At 60.0% G+C, this 13742-nt stretch carries 14 protein-coding genes; 3 read left to right on the top strand and 11 right to left on the bottom strand.

Going from position 1 to position 13742, the window contains the following annotated elements:
* Window positions 1-466 precede the first annotated feature (466 nt).
* Window positions 467-1750: a tyrosine-type recombinase/integrase gene (locus BGO20_RS04535; RefSeq protein ID WP_291662337.1), complete on the top strand. Its 1284-nt coding sequence runs from the start codon at window positions 467-469 to the stop codon at window positions 1748-1750.
* On the top strand, window positions 1734-1955 hold the full coding sequence (locus BGO20_RS04530) for a hypothetical protein (protein ID WP_291662338.1): 222 nt from the start codon (window positions 1734-1736) through the stop codon (window positions 1953-1955). The genes BGO20_RS04535 and BGO20_RS04530 overlap by 17 nt, the downstream gene beginning before the upstream one ends.
* A gap of 53 nt (window positions 1956-2008) precedes the next feature.
* On the opposite strand, the gene BGO20_RS04525 is transcribed toward BGO20_RS04530, so the two are convergent.
* From BGO20_RS04525 to BGO20_RS04515, 3 genes are all read right to left on the bottom strand, one after another.
* Complete coding sequence (locus BGO20_RS04525) at window positions 2009-2515, bottom strand: hypothetical protein (protein ID WP_291662340.1); 507 nt, start codon at window positions 2513-2515, stop codon at window positions 2009-2011.
* Complete coding sequence (locus BGO20_RS04520) at window positions 2512-3312, bottom strand: hypothetical protein (protein WP_291662341.1); 801 nt, start codon at window positions 3310-3312, stop codon at window positions 2512-2514. The genes BGO20_RS04525 and BGO20_RS04520 overlap by 4 nt, the downstream gene beginning before the upstream one ends.
* A gap of 261 nt (window positions 3313-3573) precedes the next feature.
* Window positions 3574-4689 carry a phage late control D family protein gene (locus BGO20_RS04515; protein WP_291662342.1) on the bottom strand — a complete coding sequence of 372 codons (1116 nt, stop codon included), beginning with the start codon at window positions 4687-4689 and terminating at the stop codon, window positions 3574-3576.
* A 202-nt stretch (window positions 4690-4891) separates the two neighbouring features.
* Here BGO20_RS04515 and BGO20_RS04510 point away from each other — a divergent pair, with 202 nt between their 5' ends.
* The gene (locus tag BGO20_RS04510) at window positions 4892-5302 is read left to right on the top strand and encodes a hypothetical protein (protein WP_291662343.1); all 411 of its coding nucleotides are present in this window, start codon (window positions 4892-4894) and stop codon (window positions 5300-5302) included.
* A 59-nt stretch (window positions 5303-5361) separates the two neighbouring features.
* On the opposite strand, the gene BGO20_RS04505 is transcribed toward BGO20_RS04510, so the two are convergent.
* The 8 genes from BGO20_RS04505 to BGO20_RS04470 all read right to left on the bottom strand — a co-directional run bounded on the left by BGO20_RS04505 (window position 5362) and on the right by BGO20_RS04470 (window position 13682).
* Window positions 5362-5967: a winged helix-turn-helix domain-containing protein gene (locus BGO20_RS04505; protein ID WP_291662345.1), complete on the bottom strand. Its 606-nt coding sequence runs from the start codon at window positions 5965-5967 to the stop codon at window positions 5362-5364.
* On the bottom strand, window positions 5967-7949 hold the full coding sequence (locus tag BGO20_RS04500) for a phage tail tape measure protein (RefSeq protein ID WP_291662346.1): 1983 nt from the start codon (window positions 7947-7949) through the stop codon (window positions 5967-5969). The genes BGO20_RS04505 and BGO20_RS04500 overlap by 1 nt, the downstream gene beginning before the upstream one ends.
* 1 nt (window position 7950) lies before the next feature.
* Window positions 7951-8280 (bottom strand): hypothetical protein, encoded by a 330-nt coding sequence (locus tag BGO20_RS04495; protein ID WP_291662348.1) that lies wholly within the window; start codon window positions 8278-8280, stop codon window positions 7951-7953.
* A gap of 23 nt (window positions 8281-8303) precedes the next feature.
* On the bottom strand, window positions 8304-8891 hold the full coding sequence (locus tag BGO20_RS04490; protein ID WP_291662349.1) for a hypothetical protein: 588 nt from the start codon (window positions 8889-8891) through the stop codon (window positions 8304-8306).
* A gap of 180 nt (window positions 8892-9071) precedes the next feature.
* Window positions 9072-9713: a hypothetical protein gene (locus BGO20_RS04485; protein WP_291662351.1), complete on the bottom strand. Its 642-nt coding sequence runs from the start codon at window positions 9711-9713 to the stop codon at window positions 9072-9074.
* Entirely contained in the window at window positions 9710-10096 is a 387-nt protein-coding gene (locus tag BGO20_RS04480) for a hypothetical protein (RefSeq protein WP_291662352.1), read from the bottom strand. The genes BGO20_RS04485 and BGO20_RS04480 overlap by 4 nt, the downstream gene beginning before the upstream one ends.
* Before the next feature lie 437 nt (window positions 10097-10533).
* Window positions 10534-13038, bottom strand: coding sequence for a DUF5906 domain-containing protein (locus tag BGO20_RS04475; RefSeq protein WP_291662354.1), 2505 nt, complete (start codon window positions 13036-13038; stop codon window positions 10534-10536).
* Entirely contained in the window at window positions 13035-13682 is a 648-nt protein-coding gene (locus tag BGO20_RS04470; RefSeq protein WP_291662355.1) for a hypothetical protein, read from the bottom strand. The genes BGO20_RS04475 and BGO20_RS04470 overlap by 4 nt, the downstream gene beginning before the upstream one ends.
* Between the last annotated feature and the right edge of the window lie 60 nt (window positions 13683-13742).

Genomic DNA, 13742 nt, shown 5'->3' with positions numbered 1-13742 from the left:
TTCGGGCCAAAAAATCATACCAAGGCAAGCCGCATGCGCAGCCTTGCCGAGTTTTCGGCCAATTCCATTAAGGGATCGTTAAACGACGAGCGCCTGATGCGACGCCGCTCATGGGCCATCCCGCTGCCCCGGATCGGGCACAAAAGTGTCGGAAACGAGACACATGTCAATGTGCCCGTCGCAGGATTTCCACTTTTCGCGAGAGCGTGTCTCTTCGGCCACGCCGACTTTCGGGCGGCGCTTCCGTCCGACGAGCTGCGCTCAGCTGGCGCCGCCATGCTCCGGATTGGCGGAAGGGGTGTCCGCGTTAGCGACTTATCCGACCTTGCCGGTCCTTGCCGGGATTTCTCAGTAAATGACGTAAAATCAAGGAATTAGTTGATCTGTCACTCTCAGCTCATATCATGCTCTATCAGGCAATCTCATGCTCAAGTTGGGGCAGGAGTTAGGGCAGCAGGTAGGAACGATGAGCAGAGGACTGAACCGATTATCCGCGCGGTTCGTAGCGACGGTGACCGAGGCAGGACGCTATGCCGATGGCGGGAACCTGTATTTCTCGATCTCGCCCAATGGCGGCCGGCGGTGGGTTTTCCTCTATCGGACACACGGCAAGCTCAAAGAGATGGGGCTAGGGTCAGCGCGCGATATCTCGCTAGCGAAGGCGCGAGACCGTTCGCAAGCAGCTCGAGCGCTCCTCGTCGATGGGCTTGACCCTCTGCAGAACAAGCGTGCCGAGATCGTCGCGACGCCGACTTTCGGGGAGGTCGCCAACGGCTATGTAGATGACATGGCGCCAGGCTGGAGCAATCCCAAACACATCGAGCAATGGCGCACGACGTTGGGCAACACCGAAGCAGACGCTAGTAAGCTGCGAATCGATGTGGCTTCCGAGAAGCAGCATCGCGAAGCCCTCGCGGCCCTACGCGCCCTGCCCGTCGACAAGGTCGAGACTGACCATGTGCTCTCGGTGCTATCGCCCATCTGGCAGGAGAAGCCCGAGACGGCGAGCCGTCTGCGCGGCCGAATAGAGGCGGTACTTGCTGCCGCGAGCGCCAAGGGGCTCCGCAGCGGCTTCAATCCGGCGCAGTGGCGCAACCATCTGGACCGGCTGCTGCCGAGGCGCAGGAAGCTCAGCCGCGGCCATCACGCCGCCCTGCCCTATGCCGACGTCCCGGAATTTATGACGGCGCTCCGCCAGCGTCAGGCGGTGGCCGCCCTCGCGGTTGAGTTCACGATTCTGACTGCGGCTCGGTCCGGCGAAACGCTCGGCGCGCAGTGGAAAGAGATTGATCTCAATGCTGCTGTCTGGACGGTTCCGGCAGGACGCATGAAGGCGAAGCGCGAACATCGCGTACCGCTATCTGATTCAGCCCTCGCCGTGCTCAACGTGGCCGCCAAGCTGCGCCCCAAGGACGATCAGGGCGAGTCGTTCGTATTCCCAGGCCAGCGGAAGGGGCGGCCTCTTTCCAACATGTCGATGGCGATGCTTTTGCACGACCGGATGAAGCTGACCGGCATCACCGTTCATGGCTTCCGTAGCTCATTTCGCGATTGGGCTGGCGAATGCACATCCGTTCCTCGCGAGATTGCCGAGGCCGCGCTTGCGCATGTTGTCGGCGACGAAACGGAGAGGGCCTACCGCCGCGGGGACGCACTCGAAAAACGTCGGACGCTCATGGATGAATGGGCTGCCTTCTGCTCAAAGTCAGAAGCCGGGGAGGAAAATGCAGCCGATGGATCAGCAAGCTGAAACTGCTCGCATCGAGCGCCGGCAGGCAGAACTTCGCACATTCGTCGAAAGATCGCGCGTCTTCGCCGAACGGCAGGGCTTGTCGATGCAACCGCTCTTGGAACGCGTGCAGAATAGCCCGCCGCCATGGACGTTTGTGGTCGGCAGCATGCTCGGAGCCATTATGCTGGTTGGGGTGGGCTTCTTAATTGGGAAGATATCTTAAATGACGAGCCCAATCCGCTGCGCCCAATAAATCATCGGGGCGGCCTATTCACTTCATCCAGCTTTGCCCGCCCTGAGATGGGCTATGGCTTTGTTGAGCCTCTGTCTCTGAATGGAACGAAGAGAGAATGGAAGGGTCAGAGATGCTTGGAACGCTAACGACGTAAGGAAGAAACACACGATTTGCGCTATTCTATATTGAACACTCCCCTCGGGGCATAGGAGAAAAACAAACAAAGCAGACAGTAGAATGATATATATTATGAATATATCTGTTTGCCTGTGTATTTTTCTTTGTGTCTCCTCGGCAGAGAGATAACTATGACGCCAAGATTGATCTAAAAGCATACTTGGATCGCCAAGGATGCTGATTATTGCGATCAACACACCCGCAAGAATAGCAAAAATCGCTGCGATTAACGCCAAAACATCAGCTTTATTTGTAAGTCTGTCGCTGAAAAAAATCGTTAGGATGAGCGAAGAGACTAAGCACAGGCCGATGACGATAATTCGACCGTAAGCAATCTTTCTTGATGTAGGTAATCTTTCAGGGTCTTTCATTGGATCGAATCCAAGAATTCTGCGATTTTGTTCCAGGCCATATCAACGCTCAAGATTGCTTCATTACCTGGATCATAGTAACTTGATCGCAAAAGAAGCTCTTCACGTGTAAATCTGGCTTTCGTTAACGTTCGAATTGCGAACTCTTCATCGTCTTCGACCGCTTCGGTTGCGAGAGTGGTCAGCGCTTCGATCTCAGCCGCGGGCGCTCCTCTCCGGGCATTGATGGAGATATTCACGTCCATGTTCGCCAACTCATCGACTTGGTCCTCGCGGTGATCGACATGCAAACGTGTTGAGAGTCCTCTCACTATTGCCCTACCAATGGTGTCAGAAAGTGACAGCGGCTGTCCGTCAACGACTTCGGCTGCGTCGGCATGCGGAAGCGAGACCCCAAGATCAAACCGATCGACGCCTTGCGCCAACATCCTCTGTATCGCTGCCGGGTCCGCTCTGGCCGACAGCACGAGGCGATTGCCGATATCCGCCCCATGTTGCAACTCAACGAGTTTCGCCAGCGCCCTAGCAACCGTCTCACTTCTGGCTCTGCCTGCGGCCACATATCCAACGTGCTGACGTCGTACTACCAGAGCGAGTTCGCGCTCCGTGAACTCCGATCCGTCCGGAGCTACTGCCGTCGAAAGATCTCCGGCCGGCTGCCCACCTGCATGCGGACGAATTCCCCTATGCGCGCCTGGAACATGCAAGGATAGATGCAGCCTGATTTCATCTTGCGAAACGTGGCGATGGCGGACTTCGCAAATCTGACCGCCGACCCGACACTCGGTATCGTCCACGTGGGGACAGGCAGCCAACGTCGTGCGAAGGAGATCGAGAAGGTTTTCAGTTCGACCGATCCACTGAACCCCCCTTAGGTGAATAGTCCTAATCATCGGCCTTCCCCCCGCATTTTGATGGCGGGAGGCTAGCCGAATCAAAAAGCGCGAGTCATCCGGTTTGTTGGGAAAGTGGGGTCCGGAACCTCAATTCCCTTTGGATAGCCGACCAGGCAGGCAAATCTTCGTATCAAGCCTGTGACCGTCGTATCGCAAAGCCCCTTAACCGACCGCCAAGGTAGCCTCCCCCGTTCGGTTCGTGCTGTCCTGGATGCCGCTCGGCCTTGCGGTGCTGACTTTCCGCTTCGACGTCCGGCTGTCCTTACCGGCTTCGCCCTGCGGCTGCTTCACGTCGAGCCGCGTGGTCCAGCCGCTCGACCGGTTGAATTCGTGCTGCACGCCGTCGATCCGATAGGTGCCATCTGCGCCGGGGCGGGCGTTCGCAAGGATCACGTTCGCTTCGGGCTGGGCATCAACGTTTCCGTCGATGCTGATGGTGCCGGCGCCTTTGCTGCGCTCCGATTCCTTCTTGAATGACAGCGCTCTGATGGAGGCTTCTAACTCGTCCGCGGCAGAATAGCGGTCGACGAAGGTGGCTTTCGCATCGGGGTCTTCGATCTGCTCGGTGCGATAAACCCACTTCGCAGCCTTTGCATCGTAGTACCTCGATTTCGTCTCGGCATATCGCGGCCGGCCCAAGACCGGATTGATGTCCCATCCCAACAGGTTGACGCCGCGCGTCGCGGAGATGGTCGGCAGGTCGGCGCCGCTGGCGCTCTTGCCCCCATTGCGTTCGGCGATGATCGCCTTGCCGCCCGAAATCTTGAAGGTTCCGCCGACCTCGCGCGCCAGGCGCTCGCCGAAGTGGATGAACGACTCGTTCTGCATCGCCCAATACTTCCGGGTGATGCCGGCGAGCGCGGGAGAGACCTGGACGCTGTCGAGCCCGGCCGCCCTGCCCGCCTCGCTCATGACATCGGACAGGGTCTTGTCGTCCCAATGCTTCTGCCGCTGTTCCTTGGCCTTCCCCTTGGTGTCGAAGCCCTTACCGGACACCGTCAGGACGGTTCCGCCGTCCCGGTCGCCCTTCGTCTTCACTTCGTCGACCGTGCCACGGAAGGCGAGCCGGACGCCGTTCCGGTCGCCCATGTAGATTTCGATGGCTGCGCCGTCGCGCGGGAACGCGAGAACCCCGCCACGGTCGTCGAGCTCAATCGAGCACTCGTCAGAACTGAACCCGGCCTTGTCCGTGATCGACAGGTTCATGAGGTACGGCATGACGTCGGAACTGACGTCCTGCCCATCGATCTTGATCACGCAGACGGTCTTGCTGGCCATGAGGCACCCCCGAAAAATTTACGATTCGCTCAGACGATAATTCTAGGCAAAATTAGTTACACTTCGGGTTTGAACTAAGTATTTGAATTACAATGCGGGTACGAAAAACAATAATTTGCATATTACAAATCGTTCGCATTATTTGACTCGTATACGAATTTGATCAATCCTTATTGTGCGAAAGCAATCAGGAGACTAATCCATGCGTAAACACGAAATTCCGACGCTTAGGGACATCAGCGAAAGCCTTGTCCGGGATTTTGGTGACTGTTCGGCTGACCCGGTTTTCGACGCTTTGAAGCAATTTCATCGGACACGTAGGAGCTATGAGGAGAATACGAGCCAGTTCGATCAGTCGCCCGACCAGTTTGACGCTTGGTGCGAAAGATTTGAGGGCGACTTGGAAGCTGTCCGGGTCGCCGTGCCAACGACGCCAGAGGGTTTCGAGGCTTCGATTGCTGAGCTCGCCCATCAGATGGCGTCGTCCTTGGGTGACGGGGCGGCAAGGCAGTGGCTGCGTTCGATCGATGAGGGGATCCGCTCGCTGGCCTATGCCGGATGGCGGCTGCCGAGCTCCGAGGATCGCGTCCGCGGTCGCCAGACCAATGCGTAACGCCGGCGAGGTGGAGTATCTAACGCCATCTGAGCTCAGCAAACGATGGGCGGGTGCAGTCACGCCGGGTACCCTTGCGGCTTGGCGCTCGCGTCGGCAAGGGCCGTCCTTCGTGAAATTCGGCGGTCGGATACTGTACCGGCTGGACGATGTTGAGTGCTTTGAGGCCTCGCAGAGACGATCTGTCGGGGACGGCTGATGTCCTCGGCGACCTCAACCCAGCCCTGCCGCTCGCTTTCGCCGGCGACAGGGATACCCTTTGCGCGGATGGCGTCTGCTGCAGCCATTTCCTTGGCGTACTCGGCTGCAATGACGTCACGAACCCGCTGCTTATGTTCCGATGAGATGCGGTATCCCTGCCCGTACAGCGTCTCAATCTCGACGCCGAGCGGCTTGAGCTTCTTCCGCATCTTGCAGATCATCACGTCGATAACTTTGATGTCGGGCAGGTCTCTATCGTTGTGCTCGTCATAGGTGACGTTGTGCAGCGATTCACGGGGCCACTGATCGCGGTTCAGAAGTGCCTTGAAAGCGCGCTCTTCGAGCGCCGTGAAGCGGAAGACCGCTGGTAGGAACTCAGGCGGGCGTAGCAATTCCCTGAGCCAGCGGCTTTCCTCGCGAAGCTGATCGATCTCTTCACGCAGACGACGTTCGGTAGGTGTCATCAGAACCCGGCATCCGAATGCAGCGAGCGCAACGCCGCTCCGCCGCCTTCGAGCTGCGGCGTTACACTGAGCTTCAACCCCGCGGCAGCGAGCCTAGCTTGTACCGCAGCGATCATAGCGTCGACCTCGTCCATAACGGCTGGGCGCTGCCCAGCCAGCCCTTCCTTGATCCCCTGACCGAGGCCGGTGCCGGCGGCGACGCCGCTCGGCTTCGCGTTGGGCGCTGGCACGGCGTCGGGAGCATTCGCGTCCGGCGCGCCAATAGGCTTTTCGCTGTCAGGTGATCCGTTCCACAGGCGCTTGACGCGATCCACGATCCCCATGTTCATTTCGGCATCGGGGTCGTATCCCTTCGGGTAATTCGGCTTCGGCAATGCATCGAATCCGGCATCAATCGCCTTGCTGCCGAAGTAATACGCCAGCGCGCCGACAACGCCGTTCTTGAGCCCGCCAACGAGACGGCCGAGCGCGGTTGCCGGCGCGTTCATGCGCGCGATGCCTTGCCGGGCCGTCTCTAGCTGGCTCGGCCGCATGGGGCCTGGCTTCGTCGCGATCTTCGGGGTGGCCTCGGCGGCTCCTGCTTTGGGCGCGCTGGTCGGGACGGCTCCCGGCGCCTGCTGACCTGGCCGGGGCGCCTTTGGGGCGAGGTAATTCAAGAGCCCGCTGGCTCCCTTGAGCCCGACGATTGCGAGCCCGGCCGCCAGAAGGCGGACGACGGCAATAGTCGCGGCAAGACCGGCCAGGGCGGTCGTCACGCCGACGATGGCCGCCGTATAGCCCGGATATTTGCCAGCGAGTTCGGAGACGTAATCGACGAGCGGTGCGACCTTGTCCGCAAGCGCCCCAATCCATGGTGCAAGCGCGTCGCTGATCTTGATCGTTAGCGTATCGAACGCGTTCATAAGGCGATTCAGACGCTCAGCGAGCGTCGTCATCCGATTGCGATAATCATCCTCGACAACGCCATCTGCCGCTGCCGACTTGTCGCGAATTTTTTTGTATTCATCGGGGTTTGCGATCATTGGCCGCAGGAAATTCTGAACCTGCGCATCTTCAAACAAATCGCCAAGCTTTGAGATATCCCCCTTCACAGCCTTTCGTGTCAGGTTGACCAGCATCTCGAATACATCGCCACCCGATTCCTGAGTTTTCTTAAGCTCCTTGCGGATGTCGATGCCGAATTTCCTGAACTTCTTCGTTGTCTCCGGGCTGACGATCTTTTGCATCGCGTTCGCGGTGTTTGTGGCCGCGCTCGACGCGTCGCCAGCACCTTTCCGCGCGATTTGCAGCGCCGCTGCCAGCCTGGCAACGCCTGTGTTTCCTCGCATCCCGAGAGCTTCGGCCGCAGCAGTCAGTTGCGGGAAATACTGCGCCATATCCTTTAGTTCGAAACTGCCGGCATTGCCTGCCGCGGCCATGATGTCCAGCGTGCGAGCAAGCTCTTTGGCCGGCACCTTCAGGTTGTCGATCGCAGCATAGCTAGACTTGGCAATATCCTCGATGTTGGCGCCAAACGCCGTTGCCGCCTTGCCGATGGCAGGGATCATCTCCATTGCGCGGGCAGGGTCGAGGCCGGCGCTCATCAGGAAGTCTACGCCTTTGGCGACTTCGCCTGCCGACTTGTTGACCGTGGGAGCGATCTGCAGAATGCGATCGCGCATTGCCGCGGTGGCTTCGGACGTCAGGTCCGCCTTCTGGCGGATATCCATCATGACCGTCTCAAGGTCGATGCCGGATTTCATCAGGCGCTTGACGCTGTAGGCAGCGACTAGGCTCGTTGCGCCGATGCCCATCAGCGACGACCGCAACTCCTTCGCGCGCGCCGTGGCGGCCTCAAGCTGCTTTCCGATGCCGATGCGCGCGCCTGACAGCGCCCGCATATTCCCGAGCATCGCGCGCATCGAATTCTGCACGATGCGCGACGGGGCTGTGAATTGATCCAGAAGGCGGACCGTGACTTTCGCGGTTGCAGCGGCGGACATTTCAGCCTTCGTTCGCGATGGCGCTGGCAACCTCGGCGAGTGTCAGCGCGACCATGAGGCATCGCATGAGTTCGTCCGCGTCGAGGGCGAGCATCTGCGACAGAGTGAGACCGGACATGCGCAGGAATGCAGCGGTTCCCTGATCGGTATCCCCGCCACCGGCATTGCGTGCGGCCTGCAGCGCGGCAGCTCCGCCGGCTGCGTCACGCAGGTCGATAGACCACACGGCTTTTCCGTCGATCATTACCGGCTTCACATGCAGATGCAGCGTGACGAGGATAGCGCGCGCCTCTGCAGTGCGAGGGTGCGCATGGAAATTTGTGACATTCATAGGCGCATTCTCGCGATGAGCCGTCACGCGGCGGGCTGCACGCCGCGGCGGGCGGCGACAGTGGAAAGGGCCCGATCCCAGCCGGCGGCGTGGTTCTCGGCCTGCGCGCTAGACGCTGACGAATACGGGCGAATGGAATAGCGTTCGCTTTCTGCGGCCATGGCGTCCATGACCTGATTGCGAGCAGCGTCGAGCGTGATGGGGCTCGCAATCGCAGCGGCGACGTCGAAGGGGGCTCCGTATTTTGCAGCGAAAGCGCCGAGCTTCGTCAGTTCGGCTGCTCGCGCTTGGGCAGCGGCAACGGCCTTTTCCAGCTCGGACACCGCCCGAGCAGGTATGAGAGCCCGGAGCTTGGCGCGTCGCTCGCGCTCAATTTCGTCCAGTGCCAATTGCTGCTCGAGTTCACGAGCCTCGTGGCGCGCCCAGGCCGCTTTACTGGACAAATCGGACGCTCTCTCTGCAGGCGTCATTGCTTCCACGCGAGCTCGCTCGGCTTGTTCGGCCAGAGCGAGGGCAAAACGCTGCGCGCGATCGAGAGCAACGCGACGGGTCGATGACGGTGGGTGACCGGCGGCGAGTTGAGGGACGGTTGGTCTAGCGGAATGCTTCATGGAGAAACCTGCCGGTTAGAGCACTACAGTTTCCGCGCGCTTGCGCGCATTATGCGCGAGCGTACGCGCGAGGAATTGAGATTCGTTCAGTGGCAAAACGCTTGGCCGTGAACGAAAGCACGCGGCTGCGTTCACCCGTGTAGGGGGGTGTCCATCCAAGGACCCGCGAGAATATTTATGTCACGCCGCTCGCAGGTCGGAGTCGGCAGCGAGCAGCCAACGCGGATCTGCATCGGTACGTCGCTCGACGTTGAAGCCAGCTGATTCAGCTTCCCGGCAGGCAGCCTCGTCCGCGCGCTCAAGCTCGTCGAGTTCAGAGGTCAGACGTTGAATGAGAGCTTCGCGCTCCTTCGTTGACAACCTGAGTTCCGAAGCTCCTTCGAAGCCGGCTTCAGCTTCCCGAACCAGCATCGCAGTCAAGTCATCCGGGCGCAGTAGCGCCTCCAGGTGGAGGGGGGTCACGTTCGTTTTCGACGTGAAGCCGAGGCCGGTGCCGCCGCCAACAGAAGGTGGCGCGTGCAGTATTGAAACGGTTGCCGCGCTTTTGATGAAGGTCGCGGCGTCGAATTCGTCCGCCTCGGTCCTGAGATGCTGAAAGTAGATGCGGCCACGAGCCTCGTCGGCGAGTTGCGAGACTACGATCGTTGCTCGCTCGCGGATGCCTGCCGTATCAGGTGCAGCGGAATGGGCATCCCGAAGCTGGCCGCGGATTTCGCGAATCCGGCTTCTGATCTCGTCGAAATTCCTCTGGATTTCCTGCGCCGCCGAGCGCTGTGCAGAAACGGCGTTGGCAAGCGATGAGGCGAGGCTACGGATTTTCATGACAGTGACCCGGTGAAGATGGTCCGCGGCCTGTCGTAAGCATCGCGGTTTCTGACGCCGTTTTTGTTCGCGAAATCGCGACAAGCTGTTTCGAGCGCGCGGGCGCGGCGCAACGTCGAAGCCAATTCGTCGACCCTATGCTGTGCGGCAGTGACTGCCTTCTGCGCGGCCCGCATCTTCTCAACGGTGTGCTTGACGTTCGGGTGTTTCGGATCGAGTCGGCCGCCAAAGTGCAGTTCGAGCCGCGCCAAGTGACCTTTTTCGGCGGCGAGGACGCCGCGTGCGTCTTTCAGCGCTTCCTTGCCATCCTCCCAGGCCGCGCGGGCCGCATCGGAGGCGGCGATGTAACGATCCAAGCGATCGCTATCGATGGTTGGGGACATGTTCGTGCTCATGCAGAGAATTTAGCATTTCTGGAGCATCTGGAAAGTTGATCTTTGCCTATATAAGGAGAAATCAAGGATCAGTGGCAACCCGCTATCGATCAAAATGAATGCGTTTGTGACAATATTCTATCTATATGATAAGAACGACAAATAATGACGCGGCTGACTTGGTTGACACTTTTTGCGGAGTGTTGCCGGGTGTTCGATGAGTGTGGGCATTTTCGGCCTAATTCATTGAAAGTGTTTAGGTGTAGGTTGATCATCAAAAACTTTTATACGCGCGAGAGAGTCCGAAAAGTCCGGACAACCAAGTTTATAGAAAGATTTTTGGTGCGCTTATCACCACCTAAACACTTTCAATAAGTTAGGGCGAAATTCGGCGCACTAGACCTACACTAGACCTACACTCACAGGCGTCTTGGCAGCCATATGGCTCAGCGTGCGGACGCCAAGGTGACGCCGATGGCGCGCGCCCCGTCCGAGCGCCGCACCGTGTCGCGAATGAGCTTCATGCTCCGCAAGCGCTGCGTGAAAACGTTCGGAGCGGGAACCGAGCTTTCCCGGTAGCCCTCATTGAGCATCCAGCGTCGGCAGGATTCGAACAATTCTCTCGTCTTGGGCCAACCGCCGGGAGGTGGCTCGGAAGTCGATTGCAGATGGAACTCGGACCATTGTTGCAACGGGTCAGACCTCAACCAGGTATCAAGCGCGGCCTTGGACGACGCCGGAACGGAAAACCCGCCGCGCTTCACCAAACGCGATGCGCCAGTGACAGCGAACCCTAGCAAGGCCTCCAATTCCTCCCGAGCAATCCGCTCTGCAATGTTGGGGACGATCTCAGCTGCAGGAATCGGCCGGCTGAATTCCACCACCATAAAACGCCGTTGCAGACCACGATCAAAGCCGCCTGCGAAGTCCGGCAAGCTGTTGGTCGTGAAAACGTGCTGCGCGACTGGCTTGAACTCCATCTTCGGCTTGTAAACGTCCCTGCCTGGAACGGTTTCCCCCGTCACAGCTCGCTTGAAAATATCGCCGGCGATTGCTTTGCCGCCGAGTTCGTCAGCAACGTTGGCTGCACAGCCGGCAAGGCCAACGATCATCGTCTTGTCGTTCATGTCAGCCGGCGAAATGCTGCAAACTGCGTTGGCGGGCAGCAGCGCAGAGAACAGGGCAGCAATCGCGCTCTTCCCGTTGCCTGCGCACGCTCCATACAGGAGCAGCGCCTTCGGATGGCCAATCTGGGTCGCCAGCCCCGCGGCAGCAGCGCCGAGGGTCTCGGCAATCAGCGAGACCTTCTCATGAGCATCATGGTCGCCCTTGAAAGAGCCGGCGAACAGCCGTTCTAGAAGACTGCCTCCTGGCGGTTCGTAGGGCGTCACGATAGGCTCAAAGTCGGCATCGACTACAAAGCGGCGGCGATGCTCGGGAGCATGGGGAACAAGCGTCACCCGCCCATCACAGGCAAACTGAACAAGACCGTTGCGGGCCGGTACGCCCGGCGCCGGGTTCTCGAAAAAGGTAGCATCCCCCGTCATAACCGACATCTCGCGAAGTACGCCGTCGATCATACGACTCGAGAGCTTCAGCAGCTTAGAGGCTTTACCCATCGGGTCGATTTCGGCGCCGTCCAGAATGTGGAGAGCCCGGCGAAGTGCTTGGTCGTCGAGCCGTTCCCAATGACGGCTGTTGAAGGTCCAGAAGTGGCCCTCCGAATAGATGAGCGATCCGAGGCTGCGCGCCGCGGCCTGGCAAAAGGCGCCAGCGACCTCGACCTCCGAACCCCATTCAAAACCGCGTGCGCGCAGCGCCCGCACTGCGGCTTCCGAAATTTCGGCGCGGAAAGGAGCCGAAAGCGGGATCGGCGCCGCCGATGCTTGTGGGGCAGGACGCTCACGGCGCGGGTCCGCATGGTTCTCGATGTCGTGCGGCGGGACGGCCGCGGCGAACGCAGCGGCAACGGATTCGAGGTTCTTGCGCACGGCCGCCAAGTCATTGAAGTCGGTCGGCGTGCCGCCGTCGTCGAGCGTGGCGCCGTCATCGAACTCGGGCCAGGCGACAAGGCCGGCGACTTCTGCCGCAGCCTCGCAAGCCTTGGTCATGCCGGGGTTCGGAACGGGCTCCATCGTGAACCGGTCGTTGTCGGCCGCGAGCACGATTTCATGGTCGGGATACTTCGCCCGGATGGCCTTGGCGACCGCCGGCAGGTTTCCGCTATCGAAGGCGATGACGGTGCAGCACCCGGTTGCGGCGTGCACGGTCGCGCAGGTCGAATAGCCCTCGCCGATGATGATGCGCTTCGTCAGCTTGCCGATAGACCAATAATTGCCCTTCTTGTTCGTGCCATAGATGAAATGCTTGCGGCCCTGCCCATCGATCGTCTGGACGCTGTGCAGCGTCTTGTCAGGGCCATAGATCGGGATGACCAGCGCGCCCTTCCGGGCTGTCCGTTGTGGCTTCTCCTCGTCCGTGACCTCGTATTTCACATCACGAGCAAGCTGCCTGAGCCCAGCCGTGACGTTCAGGTTCTTTTTGACCAGATAGGGGTGATCCTGCCGCGCCGGTTCGGTCGCCGCCACGATGGCCGCGGCGGCAGCGCGACAGGCGGCATGAGCCCGAGCCTGTTCTTCCTCGCGCTGCCGGCGGGTCTCGGCCATGCGGCGCTGAATTTCGGCGCGGTCCTGCGGAGACATGCGCTCGGGCTTGTCGACAGTCCAGGTCTCGCTGCGGCCGAGCTTGTACGAGCCGAACGCGCCGGACGCGGGATGGTCCTCGTGAAAGGTCAGCCACCCGTTCTTGGTGCCCTTCTTGTCGCCCTCGACGTGGAACCGGATGATCTTGCTCGACGGCTCAATCTTGTCCTTCGTGCGGATGCCGCAGGACGCCATGGCGCCGAGGAAATCCGCCCATGCGCGTTCGGTGGCCGGGAGGTGGGCGGTCATAGGCGCCCCCCAGCTTCCCATGCGTTTTGCATAGACGAAAGAACCAAGGCCCGCGCGGTTGGTCCGACCTCGCGCCAACGGTTCGATATCGAGAGCTCATACGCGTTCATCTTGGCGAAGGGCGCGAGCATCCGGCGAATGGCGGTTGCCTCGGCAATGAAGCCGACGTTCCGCAGAGCCTGAACCGCAATGTCGATGTCCGACCATCTCGGCAGAAATACCTCACGCCGAAACCAGATTGTGCGCTGCCCCGGCAAGGGCGCATGCCACGGCTCGCGGATGTTTTCGAACGCGATTGCGAGATCCCATAGCGGTGCGCCATCGGAAAAAGCTCGGGCGATGTGGCCGGGAGCCTCACCGACGATCTTGATGTTGACTGTTTTATGGGCCGAGCGCCGAAAGCAGTCCGGGCAGGTCGTAACGCGAGCGACGTCGCCGCTGGTGTGCACAACGTCCGGCGCCCGGTGCCACCCTTCGCAGGCGACGCACTTGAAGGCGATACGTCCCGAAGAGGCGCGACCGAGTCGCCAGGCCAGTGCAACAGGAGCGCCCGGCGACGAAGAATGAAGCTCGATTCGACGAATAGTTTTGCCGCAAACACGCCTATTCGCTGATTGCGGCAGGCTAGATATTCTGGTATACATAATGCCGCTCCGTCCAGAGCAAAATTGCAAACGATATTCCCCAACAAGCTCGCGGGCCCC

The sequence above is a fragment of the Allobosea sp. 67-29 genome, assembly GCF_001898115.1.
GTDB lineage: Bacteria > Pseudomonadota > Alphaproteobacteria > Rhizobiales > Beijerinckiaceae > Allobosea.
This window is presented reverse-complemented; position numbering and strand designations above follow the sequence as displayed.

Bases quoted from the DNA above. Each gene is read 5' to 3' on its own strand.
- BGO20_RS04535 (WP_291662337.1), top strand. From the start codon at position 467: ATGAGCAGAGGACTGAACCGATTATCCGCGCGGTTCGTAGCGACGGTG.
- BGO20_RS04530 (WP_291662338.1), top strand. From the start codon at position 1,734: ATGGATCAGCAAGCTGAAACTGCTCGCATCGAGCGCCGGCAGGCAGAA.
- BGO20_RS04525 (WP_291662340.1), bottom strand. From the start codon at position 2,515: ATGAAAGACCCTGAAAGATTACCTACATCAAGAAAGATTGCTTACGGT.
- BGO20_RS04515 (WP_291662342.1), bottom strand. From the start codon at position 4,689: ATGGCCAGCAAGACCGTCTGCGTGATCAAGATCGATGGGCAGGACGTC.
- BGO20_RS04510 (WP_291662343.1), top strand. From the start codon at position 4,892: ATGCGTAAACACGAAATTCCGACGCTTAGGGACATCAGCGAAAGCCTT.
- BGO20_RS04505 (WP_291662345.1), bottom strand. From the start codon at position 5,967: ATGACACCTACCGAACGTCGTCTGCGTGAAGAGATCGATCAGCTTCGC.
- BGO20_RS04500 (WP_291662346.1), bottom strand. From the start codon at position 7,949: ATGTCCGCCGCTGCAACCGCGAAAGTCACGGTCCGCCTTCTGGATCAA.
- BGO20_RS04495 (WP_291662348.1), bottom strand. From the start codon at position 8,280: ATGAATGTCACAAATTTCCATGCGCACCCTCGCACTGCAGAGGCGCGC.
- BGO20_RS04490 (WP_291662349.1), bottom strand. From the start codon at position 8,891: ATGAAGCATTCCGCTAGACCAACCGTCCCTCAACTCGCCGCCGGTCAC.
- BGO20_RS04485 (WP_291662351.1), bottom strand. From the start codon at position 9,713: ATGAAAATCCGTAGCCTCGCCTCATCGCTTGCCAACGCCGTTTCTGCA.
- BGO20_RS04480 (WP_291662352.1), bottom strand. From the start codon at position 10,096: ATGTCCCCAACCATCGATAGCGATCGCTTGGATCGTTACATCGCCGCC.
- BGO20_RS04475 (WP_291662354.1), bottom strand. From the start codon at position 13,038: ATGACCGCCCACCTCCCGGCCACCGAACGCGCATGGGCGGATTTCCTC.
- BGO20_RS04470 (WP_291662355.1), bottom strand. From the start codon at position 13,682: ATGTATACCAGAATATCTAGCCTGCCGCAATCAGCGAATAGGCGTGTT.